A 14,317-nucleotide genomic window follows, 5' to 3' on the forward strand; every position below is an offset into this window, starting at 1 on the left:
TTTATTTCCTCCCGCAATGTTTTATCACTTAGTATTTCCGCGGAGGAACATAGCTAAACATAAAGAAAAACAGCAATTATAAAAATTGCTGTTTCTTCTTCGCACTATGCAGATGTTTTTGTATCAAGTACAGTACCGTCTTGTAACACCAATTTCGGCGGTTCATTATCAGCTACTGTTTCTTTCGTCAGAATACACTTCTCGATATCTTTGCGAGATGGAAGTTCGAACATTACATCAAGCATCAAGCCTTCAATAATAGAACGAAGTCCACGAGCACCTGTTTTACGTTCAATTGCTTTTTTCGCAATCTCAACTAGTGCACCTTCTTCAAACTCTAACTCAACATCGTCAAGCTCCAATAATTTTTGGAATTGCTTAACAAGTGCATTTTTCGGTTTCGTTAAAATATCTACAAGAGCGTCTTCATCAAGCGGCTCTAGGTTCGCAATAACTGGAAGACGACCGATAAACTCCGGAATTAAACCGAATCTTAAAAGATCCTCTGGTAAAACGTGAGATAAAACATGCTTCTCATTTACATCAGCATTTTTCTTCTCAGCACCAAATCCAATTACTTTCTCACCAAGGCGACGTTTAATAATTGGCTCAATGCCATCAAACGCTCCACCACAAATGAATAGGATGTTCGTTGTATCAATTTGAATGAACTCTTGATGCGGATGCTTACGACCACCTTGAGGTGGAACGCTCGCTACAGTACCTTCTAAAATTTTCAGAAGTGCCTGCTGTACACCTTCACCAGATACATCACGTGTAATTGATGGATTTTCGGACTTACGTGCCACTTTATCAATCTCATCAATATAAATGATTCCTTTTTCCGCTTTCTCTACATCATAATCAGCTGCTTGGATTAATTTTAGTAAGATGTTTTCTACATCTTCCCCTACATAACCAGCTTCTGTTAAAGATGTTGCGTCCGCGATTGCAAATGGAACATTTAAAATACGCGCTAATGTTTGTGCCAATAATGTTTTACCACTACCAGTTGGCCCAATAAGTGAAATATTACTCTTCGCTAATTCTACATCATCAATTTTACTGTTAGAATTAATGCGTTTGTAATGGTTATATACCGCTACCGCTAGTGCTTTTTTCGCGTTATCTTGTCCGATGACATACTCATCTAAGATTTCACGAATTTCTACCGGTTTCGGTACATCTTTGAATTCTACTTCTTCGTCCTTCGCAAGCTCCTCTTGTACAATTTCAGTACAAAGTTCGATACACTCATCACAAATGTAAACACCTGGACCTGCAACTAACTTTCGAACTTGCGTTTGTGTTTTACCACAGAAAGAACATTTTAATTGACCTTTTTCATCATTAAATTTAAACATATTTTCACACCCCTTACAAAGTGCTAACCTCTTGCCTTCGTATGTACACGATAAATGTATCGTATGTAAATACATATTATGTCACTACGTGGCGAGAAATACAAATAATATGACTAGTTATGTACAAATAAAAAAATTTTAAAACTTTTGAAATATGTATATTCGACTTACAAAGGAACTTTTCCTTCTTCATCAAAAAGTTTTATAAATATATTTCTATATTTATAAAATAAGGCACGATTAAAATCGTGCCTTATTATTTTATTATGCAGCGTTTTCTACTAAGAAATCTACAGCTTTACGCACTTTAAGGTCTTCAGCTAAAGCGTCTACGCTTCCAAGAGCTTGCTTGATAGCGTCTACTGGCATACCGTACATTTCAGCCATTTTTTCAACTTCTGCAGTTACTTCTTCTTCAGTAACTTCGATGTTTTCAGCTTCAATGATAGCTTCAAGAACAAGGTTGATTCTTACGCGTTTTTGAGCGTCTTCTTTCATTTGCTCTTTTAACTTGTCAGCGTCAGTACCTGTGAATTGGTAGTAAAGCTCAAGGTTCATACCTTGTTGGCTTAAACGTTGCTCGAATTCACGAACCATACGATCTAACTCAGTGTCGATCATAGCTTCTGGAATTTCGATTTCAGCGTTAGCAGCAGCTAATTCTACTACTTCGTCACGTACTTTGTGCTCAGCTTCGTGCTTTTTGCCTTCTTCTAAGTTTGTACGAAGTTTTGTTTTTAATTCATCAAGAGTTGCAACTTCTTCGTCAGCTTCTTTAGCGAACTCGTCGTTTAATTCAGGAAGTTCTTTTGTTTTGATTTCGTGAATTGTTACTTTGAATGTAGCTGGTTTGCCAGCTAATTCAGCAGCGTGGTACTCTTCTGGGAATGATACTTCAACTTCTTTAGAATCACCAGATTTAAGACCAATTACTTGCTCTTCGAAACCTGGGATGAATGTACCAGAACCGATTGCAAGAGAATAGTTTTCGCCTTTTCCGCCTTCAAATGCTTCGCCATCAACGAAACCTTCGAAGTCGATTACAGCTGTATCACCGTTTTCAACAGTTCCTTCTTCTTTAACAACTAGTTCAGCTTGACGCTCTTGTAAAGATTTTAATTCGTTCTCTACATCTTCGTCAGTTACAGTTGTTTCAACTTTTTCTACTGCTAAACCTTTGTACTCACCTAATTTAACTTCAGGTTTCACTGTAACTTTTGCAGTGAAGATAAGGTTAGCATTTTTCTCGAACTTCTCGATGTTGATTTCAGGATGATCAACTGGGAAGATACCAGCTTCATCGATCGCTTCACCGTATGCTTTTGGTAAGATGATATCTAAAGCATCTTGGTATAAAGATTCGATACCAAAGCGTTGTTCGAATAACGGACGAGGCATTTTCCCTTTACGGAAACCTGGTACGTTAATTGTTTGTACTACTTTTTTGAACGCAGCGTCGATAGAGTTGTTTACTTCTTTAGCATCAACTTCGATTGTTAAAACGCCTACGTTACCTTCTAATTTTTCCCATTTTGCAGCCATTTATTCTTTCCCTCCATCTATAATAATGTATGCACATACCTCTATAGATTAAAATCTTCATTATCTCTTTTTTGAAATAACAAAAGTACAAATAATCCTCTAGCAAAAGCTTTCAGATATAATGTTCCAATCTACTAATTGTCTAAAAGACAACTACGGTATATTTTGTTCGAGAATAATATGAAACATATTAAGTAAGAGATTTACACTTCTCTTCTCTTACAAACAGGCAGATTTCTGCCTTTTGCAACCCTTACATTATAACATAGAATATGCTCGTTTCAAGAACCGAACGATTCTTTTTCATAATTATACGGGCAAATATCCTTCTCTTTCAACACGTAATAACCATTGATAGGCAATATGAAACTCTTCTAATTCAATATTATACGCTGTCATAAGCTCTTCTTCATCAATAATCAATCCGAAACGCTTTCTTCCAATTCTCTCTAAAACAGCAGCCCAAATCTCCACTTTATCCATTAATAGAGCGAATGGGAAAACGCTAATTCGCAATTCTTTCCAATATGTAACCATCGCATCAAATATATCGGGATAATTTTGCTCTAATCGGCTTGATAATGTATGTATAATGTTATCGGATTGCTCCTCATTATGACCTGTAAATGCTGGAATCACCTTGATCGTATTCCCAAACTTTTCTACCTCTATCTCTTCTTCTATTTGATTTTCTATCATTTTATATAAAATAGAAGTTTTCAAATAAGGGTGCTGTTTTTCGTCTATTAAAAATTTCTTTAAAATAGGTAATGCAAGATCCAAGTCTTTTAACGAAAGTTGCTGAATCGCTCTTAGCTTTTGTCCAAAGTTTTCTCCAAACATTTCATTAGTAAACTCATCCAATTCAAAATTCGAATCGACTAGTGACGTATCTACTTCACTTAACATACCTTCTGCAAATAAAGCGAGCTGTGCTAATTTTTCTTTTTGCTCAGGCATTACATCTTTCGTTTGCAAAACCTTTTCAACGATTTCAATGACACCTTCATAATCATTTGTTTGAACTAAAATCGTCACATATGTTTCAAGAATATCACCAAATAATACAGCTCCTGTTTCAAGTAACTGTTCACATTTGTCTTTCGCTTCTTCCATATGTTTTAATTCTAACAAACAAATAACAGAAGCGAGTTCCGTTTGTTCCGTTTCTGCATTATACTGACGTAATATTTCAAAGCAGCGCAATGCATCTTCGAATTTCCGCTCTTTCAGTGCTAAAAAACCTTCATCAATATATCGCTCTGATAGTTGTGGAAACAATACGACCGTATTTTCTTTTTTATCCATACGTCCGCCTCTTTTTCTAGATTTTAATTATCTTTAAAGTAAATATATCAAATGAGTAATAAGAACACAACATTCCAAAACCCTTTGTTTGAAATATAGAAATATTTAATTTTTATATTTCAATATAAACAAATCCGTACTAAAAATTAAAAATGTACAAACAAAAATCCTCATCAATTAAAGCAGAGGATTCATCATTAATGGAAAGCTTTTATAATAGTGGGGTATATAACAAGGGTAATAATTTGGAGAACAATAATTGCCATAACAATCATGCTAAAATAGAAGATTGGTTTACTTCGCTTCATTAAAAACATAATAATAAGCATCGTACAAGCAAACAAACTTAAGAAGAACAAACTCGTTGTCGAACTAAGTATACCACTCGGGACAAAGAACAATAACACTACACTACAAGTACCTATAATTCCAAATAACCATTCCATTCATTCACTCATTCCCTTTCCCTCTCATGGCAGTTTTTTTACTAAGCGATTAAATGTTTTACAACATCAACTACATACGTTAATTTCTCATACGCTACAAATCCAAAAGCAACTGTTAAACCCGTTACGATTAATCCTTTCATCATTTCTTCCTCCTCGTTTTATCGTTGTTACCTTCATTATAGAGGATTAGCAATTTGTTACCATCGAACTTCCTTACAGTTACCTTACAGAATTGTAAGATTTCAAAATGGATAGAAAAAACCTCATATTACTTGAGAGGTTTTCACGGAATTTCTCTATAATTACTTGCAAAATTAACTTTTTCTCTTGGTTATTTTTCGGAGAATCCACTCTTAAACTGATAGATTTACTAAATAACTTAGGGTTGAAATAATTATTCGTTACTTTTCTTAACTTACCTTCAAATGTTTTTAATTATAAGAAAACACTTTATTGAAATCGTGTTAATATATTTTTATACAATTAAGAATTTAATTTAAAAGGGGGATTATGTATGTTTAAAAAAATGGCTGCAGATGTATTAGGGCTAAGCGATGTAGGTTCTGTCATTACACCGAAAGATTACGATAAAGTTGATGCTGATGATTACGTGATGCATGAAGATGGGGAGAAAATTTATTTTTTAATCAAATCAAAATCAGATGAATATTGTTTCACAAACAAAGGATTAATCCACCTAGATGGTACAAGTGCAACAAGTAAAAAACGTACACTACGCCGCTTTAGTTATAGTAAGTATCAAATTAAAAACGTAGCACTTGAAACTGCAGGAACGATTGATTTAGACGTAGAAATTAAGTTCCAGATGGGGGATGAGCATTATTCAATTGATGTTCATAAAAAACATATTGAAGAATTAAAAGATTTATATAAGGCTTTACTTAAAATAGAAGAAATTTCATACGACAACGATATTACATTGCAGTATGCACATAAAAGTCTAGATATGGCATCTAACGCTTTCAGCCGTATTTCAAACGCACAAGTAAATTTAGCAGAACAATTTAAAGAAATGAACGAGATCGCCTTTAACTGGCTCGTTGATACGAAGAAACAATATAACGTGAAAGATTATGGTTTTGTCTTTGAGAAGTTTATTAATAACTAAACAAGAAACCCTTGTTATCAAAAGATAACAAGGGTTTCTTAGCGTCCCAGGAGAGATTTGAACTCCCACTCCGCCCATTTCCGTACTATTTTATATATTTTGATCGCAGTCTTAATATATCTTCTCCTTCACGAATGCCTGCCGATCCCTTCCTCACATTTTTTACGACAGTCCAATCTGGGTTAGTTTCATCACCGATGTTCTGTACTGTAAAGTTGCCATCACCATATTTCCGGTGACCTTCTGCCAATTTCTCTGTTAAATCATTCTCATTTGATCTAGCCATCTTTGCGCCATCTCCCTTTTTTATACAACCTTCTTAAACTGTCCAACCAATCACACGTCCAGTCAATTGGAGATTCTCGTTTTCCGCTTCTATTAATTGTAACACACTGTCGGGGATAAGTTCCGATAACAGCTGCTTAATCGTACTAGAATGGTAAAAAGTTTTATAACGTTCTAAGTGAACAATTGGGATAATACAGATGTGGATTTAAGTTCCATCATAAGCCAATTGATTCTTTAAATTAAACAAGAGAAATAGGGCGCATAAATGGTGCTCTTTTTTTAATGCACTTTAATATGTTGTATATAATAATTATCATATATTACTTTATATTTTTTACACCTCTTGCACATACATCAATTTTTAAACAAACAAAAAACCTTGTTATCAAAAGATAACAAGGTTTTTTTAGCGTCCCAGGAGAGATTCGAACTCCCGACCCGCCTTTAACCCGATATGTATAAGCGCTTGTACAATCCGCTTTTTGATACGTTCACTGGTTCGGTCAACTGACCGTTTGCTTAAATTCTACCTTATTATATGAATTACCGTCAAGGCGAACATTTCGCTATTAATCGACCTATTACTCGTAAAGCTATTTCTAATCGTCTCAAAATGCGAATTTCAGCGTAAATAGGCACAAAAAAAAGCGGCGAACCCTCCACGTAGGAGAATCCGCCGTTATTTACTAAATCCCTTTTCCTAATTCCGATAGTGTCTCTTCGATCTCACTTTGCGATACTTTCGGCTTGTCAACGTTAGTAATAATCTCTTTCTTATCGACTAGCTTACCGCTCAACTTATAGAATAACTCTAACGCTTTAATTGACGGTGTCTTATTAGCCGTAAAATCTCCTTGAAACGCCTAACTCTTCCGCAATCTCTTCGAGCGTCTTTCGTTCCTTACCTGCGAACGAATTCTCGACTAATTTAACCGCGGCTTGTGCTTGTTCTTCTGTTATCTCCTGTCGCAAATCTCTTAGATCCAATGTATTTCCTCCTTATATTAAGTGTTTAATTTCCTCGTAGTGTTTTAAATAACGATCTACTTCCGATTGTAAGAACGATTCGTCACTCCGCAGTTGCGCTAACCGTTCTTCATCTATTTCCGGTAAAGGTTCTTCGGTAAATTGGTTTATCCCGATGCTGCGTAAGTCTAGTAGTTTGAATGTGTAGTAAATCTCACGACTAGCTTTCTCGTAACTGATTTCGTCTGCATCAATACGTTTCATCGTTCTTAATAAATCACGCAGACTACGACCTGTTACATTATGCACCTGGTCAATCGCCTCATTTAATAATAGAAGATAGTCGCCATATTTCTGGTGGATTGTATTATATTCCGTTGGTTGTAATGCTCGCGTTTTTACTAGTAGAACGCTATACTTCTTAAAGTAATCAAAGAGGTGTTCCACCTTATCTGCTAAAACTTTCGATACTTCTCTATCTACGAAATGATCAGGACGCTGTGGTGACAATCCCTTTGCAATACGTTCCTGTCTGTGCGCTTCGTTTCTCGCTCGTAGTTCTTCGATTTTCTTATCTAATTTGTCATAGTCAATTACGGGTGCTTCCTTCATATCAACGCCCTCCCTTCATATAAGACTTCAGCGATAGTCTCTCACTTTGCATATCGTCAATATACGGCTGTGTAACTCTTGCAATTTCATATCCATCCATCACAATTACGTTTTCAATCGTTACTTGTCGATTAGATTGTCGAACTGGTTCGCTAATAGAACGTTCTTTGCTTGTGTATACCGAAGGTGTTACAGACTTCGCTAAGTTCACGTTGCCATAGCCTGTATCCACCGCTAACATTTCCGGCTTCATCCAATTCGCCATATTTTCAGACGTTCGTATTACCGCTGACTTCATTCCGTCAACACCATTAATCCAACCCTTCATCATATTGACGCCGATCATGTCGCGCATCCATCTTGACGGAGAATGAATCGAGAATAGGCCCGTTAACTTGTCCTTGATGCCGTTACCAATGTCCGCTACCTTATCCCAAATCGCACTCGCCATGGATGTAATACCTTTTAATAAACCTTCCATGATGTTCTTACCGATGCTCATTAGGTTAACCCCTTTTAAGAATGAAATAATACCGTTCCATGAAGTAGATATAGCCGAACTAATACTATTTGAGATTTCTGATACTACGTTTTTCATAGTTTGGAAGGCAACTTGTACTACTGATTTAGCAGAATTTACTACGGTAGTAATAATTGACTTAATCGCGTTCCAAACTGCTGATATTACACTTTGGATAGCCGACATGACGCTAGAGGTACCACTCTTAATCGCATTCCAAGCACCCGAAACAATTGACTTCACGGAATTCATTACGAAAGTAATAATTGTTCTAATCGTAGTAAATCCATTGGATACAAGAGTCGATACACTTGAAATTGATCCTTGGAAAATCGATTTAATGAAGGACCATCCGCCAACGACAATCCCTTGTAAACCAGAGAATAAAAGTTTTCCAAGACTTAATAATCTGCCGACTAACAATAGGTTGAACCAATTCCAAATGGCTTGGATCGCGCCAAAGAATATGTTTTTAATGCCCTCCCACATTAGACCGAAATCACCAGAGAATAAGCCGCTAAACACTTGGATGATTCCTTGAATAACCGTTAACGCCCCTTGAATCAAACCTTTAATGTTTTCCCAAACGCCCTGAACGATGAATGCTAATACCGGCCATACTGCTTGCCATACTGCCATAATTACAGTAAGCGCCGTATTAATTACCGTCTGTATCATAGTCCATACGTTTTGCGCTGCCGTTAAAATCGATTCCTGGTTCGTATTCCAAAAGGCGACTGCTTGTCCCCAAATCGACATAATAAATCCACTTACAGCTGAAAGAGCCGTAGAGATAACGGAAGATATTGCGTTCCAAATCGTAGTTACTTTATTACGAAACTCTTCGTTCTGTTGCCAAATGGCGACTAGTACCGCTCCAATTCCTGCAATAGCGGCAATCGCAATACCTATCGGACCGGTTATCACTGCGAATACCGTAGATAACGCCCCGACTCCTCCGACCGCGCCGAAAAGGGAAGCGCCTAACCCACCGATGATACTAATGAATGTACCGATTGCGGACATCGCAATACCGGCCACTGTTGCAAATATAGTAAATGCGGTTGCGATTGCGGCAACTGTAGCAATAGTTGTTTGCATAGACGTAGGCAAATCCGAGAACCAATTTGCTAAACTAGCGACTTTATCTGATACCGCTGTAATAGCCGGTGCTAAAGCGTCCGTAAAGCCACGTCCTGCGGCATCTAATGCGGATTCCATTTTTGTCATGGCGCCCGCCCAACCTTTGAGCATATCATCGGCCGCTTTCTTACTAGCACCTCCACTGTTTTCAAGCGCTTTGGTCATTTCTCGGATTTTATCTGGCCCTGCGTTCATTAAGTTCAACATACCGGAAACGGCTTCCGTACCAAAAATCGTAGACATAGCACTTGCCTTCTGGGCATCCGTGTAACCGGACATACCTTTCTGTAACTCTTCCATAATTTGTGCAAGCGGTTTGAATTTGCCGTTAGAATCCGTCGCAGAAACGCCGAGTTTAGCAAGTTCTTTTGCCGCAGCTTTTGGCGGATCAACGAGCCTTAGCAGTGAGGCGCGTAACGCTGTACCGCTCGATTCTCCGGTCGAACCCGCATCCACCATGATTCCTATACTTGCTGATAATTCTTCTAACGAAATACCTAACGCGTTAGCAGGTCCAGCGGCATATTTTAGCGCATAATTCATATCTAACACACTCGCTGCTGACTGATTGGCTCCCTGCGCTAGTATGTCAGCTACTTTCCCCGACTGGCTTGCTTCCATTCCGAATGCATTTAACGCCGACGTTACAGTATCGGCAACTAGTCCTAAATCCTCACCGGAAGCGGCTGCGGCTGATAATACACCAGGTAATGCTGCGGTTGATTTAGCCGCATCAAAACCCTTTGCGCCAAGTTCTGCATAGGCTGCGGCTACTTGGCTAGTTGAATAAACGGAGGTCTTCGCCATATTTAAAATATCACTCTTTACCTGACCATATGCCCCACCCGTTAGTACCGCTGCCTTTCGTGTTTGGCTTTCGAACTCCCGGCTGTCTTGCACCATTTTTCCGAGTGCTAGCCCGGAAACGGCTGCGGCTGGGGCGAAGGCATTCTGTAAGGTTCTTCCTGCATTACTTACGCCGTTTCCAAAACTTTGTACATGGGCACTCGCTTGTTGTAACCCTTGTTGAATAGGCGCTATGTTAGGAGCCGGTATATCAACTCGCATACTACTCATCGTTTGACGGAAGTTATTAGCTACTTGATTAGCCTGTCTAAATCCACTCGTAAAATTCCCTATTTGAGCGGCTAGGTCGACCGTAATACGTTCTTCCATCTACTTTACCCCGCGTTTTTTAAACGCTTCGTACTGTAACATTAGGCCTTCTTTTTCAAGGAAACGGCGGTGGTCTTCAATCTCAGCAAGTTGACTATTAATTAAAGCGTAAGCAACATTTATCTTCGTAACCTCTTCGCTCATTAGTACTAACAAACGGCTCATTATTGATCTTGCTTCGTTTAAATCTTTTGCGACTGCTAATTCTTCTGTGATTTTATGCATCTTCTCTAGATTTTGTAATGTATTCATTTGAACACTCCTTATTTTTAAATAAATAAAAAAGAAGCCGCTAAAATAGCGACCTCTCGTGTTTCATTTGGTGTTACCGTTTAACAGTAGCTAGGAGGCTAGGCATCGCACCAAATGTTTAATATTCTTTTATTTTGTACCTTCTGCGTAAACATATATATCAGGTCTATTAATGTAATCAGCAAAATTATGACGATAGAACTCTCTTACGCTATCTACTACGATTGAATTGAATAAGCTAGTTCCAAACATTACGTTAGCTTCGTCGATAATCTGTCTTGCTTCGTTTTGCTCACTTGTAATAAAGTCGGTTTCTAAATTGGTATAAATCTTTAATAAATCTGCTTTTATCCTTGCACCTTCGGACACATCGGCATGTTGAATAACATGTGAAATTAATTCCGTGAATTGATTACGTAATAAATTTGCGAGATATGCATCGTCTATTCCCTTTACAAATTCACTAATTAATTCAAGTGCCCGAGTCGAATTAAGAGATAACATAATGCGAGTCTTTAAATCTGTAAATCCTTGTTCGAAGAGCTGAACTTTAAAGTCCGATGGCTTTTTATTGGGCTTTTCTAGGAAGCGTTCGGCACTTCCTTTCGCTCTTATGACTTCTATTTGATACTCATTTTTTAACTGCTTTGCAAATTCAATAAGTTTCTGACCATGTTCCTTTTGTAATTGCTCTATTTTACCTGTACGGCCAATTTCCGATAATGTAGGATCTGCTTTTACCTTTTCTACTTCTCCTTGAAGCTCCTTTTGTAGTTCAAGATATTTTTCAGTCGCTTCCGCTTGAATTGTGCGTGCTTTTTCGATATGTTCTCTCATTATTAGCTCTCCCTATTCTTTAATTTCTCTTAAACTTCTTACATTCGATTTACTTTCTTTAATTCTTTCATACATCTTCCGCCCAATCTCTGTCGGATTTATTGACGGTGGTGTATATCGAAGTCCATTCCCAGGACTCGGGTCTACACCTTGTTTTCTTTCTTCAATACGCAACCGTACCATTAAGTCTTTTAGTGAAGCTTCAATATCTGCCTTTGTTTCACCATTTAATTGTGGAATTGCATTTTCTACGTCCCGCCCTGTAAAACCCTTTTCGCGAAGGGCTTCACGCTTACGCATTTCGATTAACTCTTCGTGTGCTTCCCTGTATTGCTCTAGCTGCGAGGTTAACTGTTCTTTCTCTACATCCGTCATTTTCCATCACGCCTTTTCTACAATTTTCATCATACGGTAGGACGCCCCTACACTGGATTTATTTTCGTTCAATACGTCTAATTGCTGTAGGCGACGTTCATTTTCACGGATAGTTGGAACGTTACTCGCTTTCTCATACAGTTCACTTAATTTCTTCTCAATACTAGCTTCGTAATAGGAGTAATGCTTGTGCGATTTAACTTTATCTGCAATACCACTAAACGCCTGTAAGATGGCTAGTTTCCCCGCTTCATCTGCTTGATCCGCTTTAAGTAGTAAACTCTGCAATGTTGTTACCGGATTGCCAAATTGTAATTGTGTTGTTGCAACATCTAAATACGCCGTATCTTCTGATGCTTGTAACGTATACATTTTATCTGCGACTTCGCACTGCAATGCTTGGATTTCAATTTCGTACTTCTCTTTCATCTCAGCAACTTGCTTATCTAACCCTTTTCGCAACGCTTGTAATTCATGTGTGCGTAGACTTGGTGCGTCATCATATTTTGGATGCGACTTTAATTCCTCTCGTTGTTTCTTGTAAGTATCCACTGCATAATCAATAGATTGCTCCATTGCGTCGAGGCTTGGGAAATCAACTTTACATGCTGCCGGTGTTTTCCCATCTTCATCAGATTTCGTTAATCCATTAAATATTTCCGAGTCCACGTTATAGATGTGCCCTGCCTCATAGCGATTTTGTCCTATTACTAAAGATTGCTCCATATATACTTTGTGTGTTTGCTTTGGAATTGTAACTGTCACTCTGTTTCCTCCTCTTCCTCATTCCATTTAGTTCTCGCCGACGGCACTACTGCGAACGTCCCGTCCGAGTAATAAATAATAGTTTCTTTCTCTTCTAGCAACTGATTGCCCAAGTAAATATTGCTCAATTCTCTATGCACTTCAGTTTTAATATCAATTACCCCCTCGATGCATTGCGAACTGCGTTTTTTATATCACCAATGAATGCTTGTCGTCCCTCGAATACAGTTTTACGAATAAAACCTTTCTTCGTCTTATGTTCATACTCTTGTCTTTGGGCGTATGGTACGTCTGTCCCGTAACTCCAATTAAGTTTCGATAACCTTTTAGGACTTGATTGAATACTGTTCGAAAGTAGCCCCGATTCGACTGGCGCACGGTTTGCTGCGGTATTCGCTTGTAACCGAGCGTGTTTTTCGACTACTGGCTCAATCGCCCTTTCATACTTGCCGGGATCTAGTCGCCTAATTAAAGAGTCGAGTCCTCTCGTATTTACTCTAATTTGCATTTTTCGTTGGAGCCTCTTCGTTATCTACGAAAAGTTTCTGTAACAATTGATCGGTCCATCTAGTACCGCCGTGCACTTTTTTCTGTCGGAACAATTCACGTTTAGACCTCAAAGAGCGGTTTTTCTTTCTCGCCATTTCCATCACTCCTATATCGAAAGTTCTCTATATTGCTTAAGTTTTTCTAGCATTTCTGCATCTATATTAAAAGCACGAAACGCCCGCATTCTAACAGCATCGCTCAATGGCAATAGTCCGCATTCAATATTGGCGACAGTGCTTCTGTGTAGATTCAATTTGTCGGCGAACTGATGTTGCGTCAAATGAAAATACGTACGTAAATCCCTAAACATTGTACTGTCCATCACGACTCCCTCCTTATTTATCCTGTAATATCGTTATCAATCTAAAATTGTCGCTTAATAGTCAAAAGAAAAGACGGCCACCGGCGCGGTTGATGAACGTCTCAAACTGATCCAATGCGTGAGGTAACGGAAAACCTCTGTACTTATGTATGGAATTTAACCCCCTAAAAAACAAGTAGACAATCGAAAAATATTTAATTTATTTTCGAACTAATTCACTCTCATGAACACCGTACCCATAGGTTTCTTTCTCATCGATATCAAATAAGATTGGGACTTCTTTTTCTTTCTGTCGTTGTAGTTTATTATGCTCACGTTCTACCCCGCTAACTGGATACTCCTTATGTTTCTCACCATTTGTACCGTACTGTTTTGGCTGCATTATGAACTCCGCCAGCACCTCTAATACGGAGAAATTCCTAGAGAAATTCTTACGATATATAACCGGATGCCTCATGTAGACCTTCCCATACCGTTCAGGTGTATCGCCTTCTTTTACTAGTAATTCCTCTGATAAAAACGACTCTACAAGTCGTATTCGCTCCTCTGCCGATTCTACTTTTTGATTCGTATAATAAAAGGCTGTAACCTTTTTCGCGATTTCATCCTCCCTCATTTCCACGCGCCCCTTTCGTAGTTAAAAATACCGCCCACCAATACAATTATGTTTTTTCTTTTATATCTTTTATTACATTAGCGGAGTATCTTTTATATAAGTAA

The 14,317-nt window shown here is 38.1% G+C and carries 16 protein-coding genes and 1 pseudogene; 1 reads left to right on the plus strand and 16 read right to left on the minus strand.

The window, feature by feature from the left end; translation table 11 throughout:
* Nucleotides 1-104 precede the first annotated feature (104 nt).
* From clpX to QCI41_RS12840, 4 genes are all read right to left on the minus strand, one after another.
* Complete coding sequence (gene clpX, locus QCI41_RS12825; RefSeq protein WP_000472285.1) at nucleotides 105-1,364, minus strand: ATP-dependent protease ATP-binding subunit ClpX; 1,260 nt, start codon at nucleotides 1,362-1,364, stop codon at nucleotides 105-107.
* 264 nt (nucleotides 1,365-1,628) lie between these two features.
* On the minus strand, nucleotides 1,629-2,906 hold the full coding sequence (gene tig / locus QCI41_RS12830) for a trigger factor (protein ID WP_353837358.1): 1,278 nt from the start codon (nucleotides 2,904-2,906) through the stop codon (nucleotides 1,629-1,631).
* 309 nt (nucleotides 2,907-3,215) lie between these two features.
* Nucleotides 3,216-4,214, minus strand: coding sequence for a hypothetical protein (locus tag QCI41_RS12835; RefSeq protein ID WP_088082337.1), 999 nt, complete (start codon nucleotides 4,212-4,214; stop codon nucleotides 3,216-3,218).
* 197 nt (nucleotides 4,215-4,411) lie between these two features.
* Nucleotides 4,412-4,660: a hypothetical protein gene (locus QCI41_RS12840; protein ID WP_001983650.1), complete on the minus strand. Its 249-nt coding sequence runs from the start codon at nucleotides 4,658-4,660 to the stop codon at nucleotides 4,412-4,414.
* Between the two features lie 517 nt (nucleotides 4,661-5,177).
* On the opposite strand from QCI41_RS12840, the gene QCI41_RS12845 reads away from it, so the two are divergent.
* Nucleotides 5,178-5,792, plus strand: coding sequence for a PH domain-containing protein (locus QCI41_RS12845; RefSeq protein ID WP_000473869.1), 615 nt, complete (start codon nucleotides 5,178-5,180; stop codon nucleotides 5,790-5,792).
* An 85-nt stretch (nucleotides 5,793-5,877) separates the two neighbouring features.
* On the opposite strand, the gene QCI41_RS12850 is transcribed toward QCI41_RS12845, so the two are convergent.
* The 12 genes and pseudogenes from QCI41_RS12850 to QCI41_RS12905 form a co-directional block, all read right to left on the minus strand.
* Complete coding sequence (locus QCI41_RS12850; RefSeq protein ID WP_000124458.1) at nucleotides 5,878-6,078, minus strand: hypothetical protein; 201 nt, start codon at nucleotides 6,076-6,078, stop codon at nucleotides 5,878-5,880.
* An 839-nt stretch (nucleotides 6,079-6,917) separates the two neighbouring features.
* Nucleotides 6,918-7,067 (minus strand): hypothetical protein, encoded by a 150-nt coding sequence (locus QCI41_RS12855; RefSeq protein ID WP_353837357.1) that lies wholly within the window; start codon nucleotides 7,065-7,067, stop codon nucleotides 6,918-6,920.
* Nucleotides 7,068-7,079: 12 nt separating this feature from the next.
* The gene (locus QCI41_RS12860) at nucleotides 7,080-7,658 is read right to left on the minus strand and encodes a hypothetical protein (RefSeq protein WP_353837356.1); all 579 of its coding nucleotides are present in this window, start codon (nucleotides 7,656-7,658) and stop codon (nucleotides 7,080-7,082) included.
* A gap of 1,270 nt (nucleotides 7,659-8,928) precedes the next feature.
* Nucleotides 8,929-10,398: pseudogene (locus QCI41_RS30685) on the minus strand (phage tail tape measure protein); the annotation flags it as partial.
* A gap of 99 nt (nucleotides 10,399-10,497) precedes the next feature.
* Entirely contained in the window at nucleotides 10,498-10,749 is a 252-nt protein-coding gene (locus QCI41_RS12870) for a hypothetical protein (RefSeq protein ID WP_353837354.1), read from the minus strand.
* A gap of 129 nt (nucleotides 10,750-10,878) precedes the next feature.
* The gene (locus tag QCI41_RS12875; protein ID WP_353837353.1) at nucleotides 10,879-11,586 is read right to left on the minus strand and encodes a hypothetical protein; all 708 of its coding nucleotides are present in this window, start codon (nucleotides 11,584-11,586) and stop codon (nucleotides 10,879-10,881) included.
* A gap of 12 nt (nucleotides 11,587-11,598) precedes the next feature.
* Nucleotides 11,599-11,961, minus strand: coding sequence for a hypothetical protein (locus tag QCI41_RS12880; protein ID WP_353837352.1), 363 nt, complete (start codon nucleotides 11,959-11,961; stop codon nucleotides 11,599-11,601).
* 6 nt (nucleotides 11,962-11,967) lie between these two features.
* Nucleotides 11,968-12,726 carry a hypothetical protein gene (locus QCI41_RS12885; protein ID WP_353837351.1) on the minus strand — a complete coding sequence of 253 codons (759 nt, stop codon included), beginning with the start codon at nucleotides 12,724-12,726 and terminating at the stop codon, nucleotides 11,968-11,970.
* A gap of 157 nt (nucleotides 12,727-12,883) precedes the next feature.
* On the minus strand, nucleotides 12,884-13,234 hold the full coding sequence (locus QCI41_RS12890) for a hypothetical protein (RefSeq protein WP_262744950.1): 351 nt from the start codon (nucleotides 13,232-13,234) through the stop codon (nucleotides 12,884-12,886).
* Nucleotides 13,224-13,370, minus strand: a complete 147-nt coding sequence (locus tag QCI41_RS12895; RefSeq protein WP_353837350.1) for a hypothetical protein — start codon at nucleotides 13,368-13,370, stop codon at nucleotides 13,224-13,226. The genes QCI41_RS12890 and QCI41_RS12895 overlap by 11 nt, the downstream gene beginning before the upstream one ends.
* An 11-nt stretch (nucleotides 13,371-13,381) precedes the next feature.
* The gene (locus QCI41_RS12900; RefSeq protein WP_353837349.1) at nucleotides 13,382-13,597 is read right to left on the minus strand and encodes a helix-turn-helix domain-containing protein; all 216 of its coding nucleotides are present in this window, start codon (nucleotides 13,595-13,597) and stop codon (nucleotides 13,382-13,384) included.
* A 199-nt stretch (nucleotides 13,598-13,796) separates the two neighbouring features.
* Nucleotides 13,797-14,213: a hypothetical protein gene (locus QCI41_RS12905; RefSeq protein WP_353837348.1), complete on the minus strand. Its 417-nt coding sequence runs from the start codon at nucleotides 14,211-14,213 to the stop codon at nucleotides 13,797-13,799.
* Between the last annotated feature and the right edge of the window lie 104 nt (nucleotides 14,214-14,317).

The sequence above is a fragment of the Bacillus cereus group sp. MG4 genome (assembly GCF_040460055.1).
Taxonomy (GTDB): Bacteria; Bacillota; Bacilli; order Bacillales; family Bacillaceae_G; genus Bacillus_A; species Bacillus_A wiedmannii.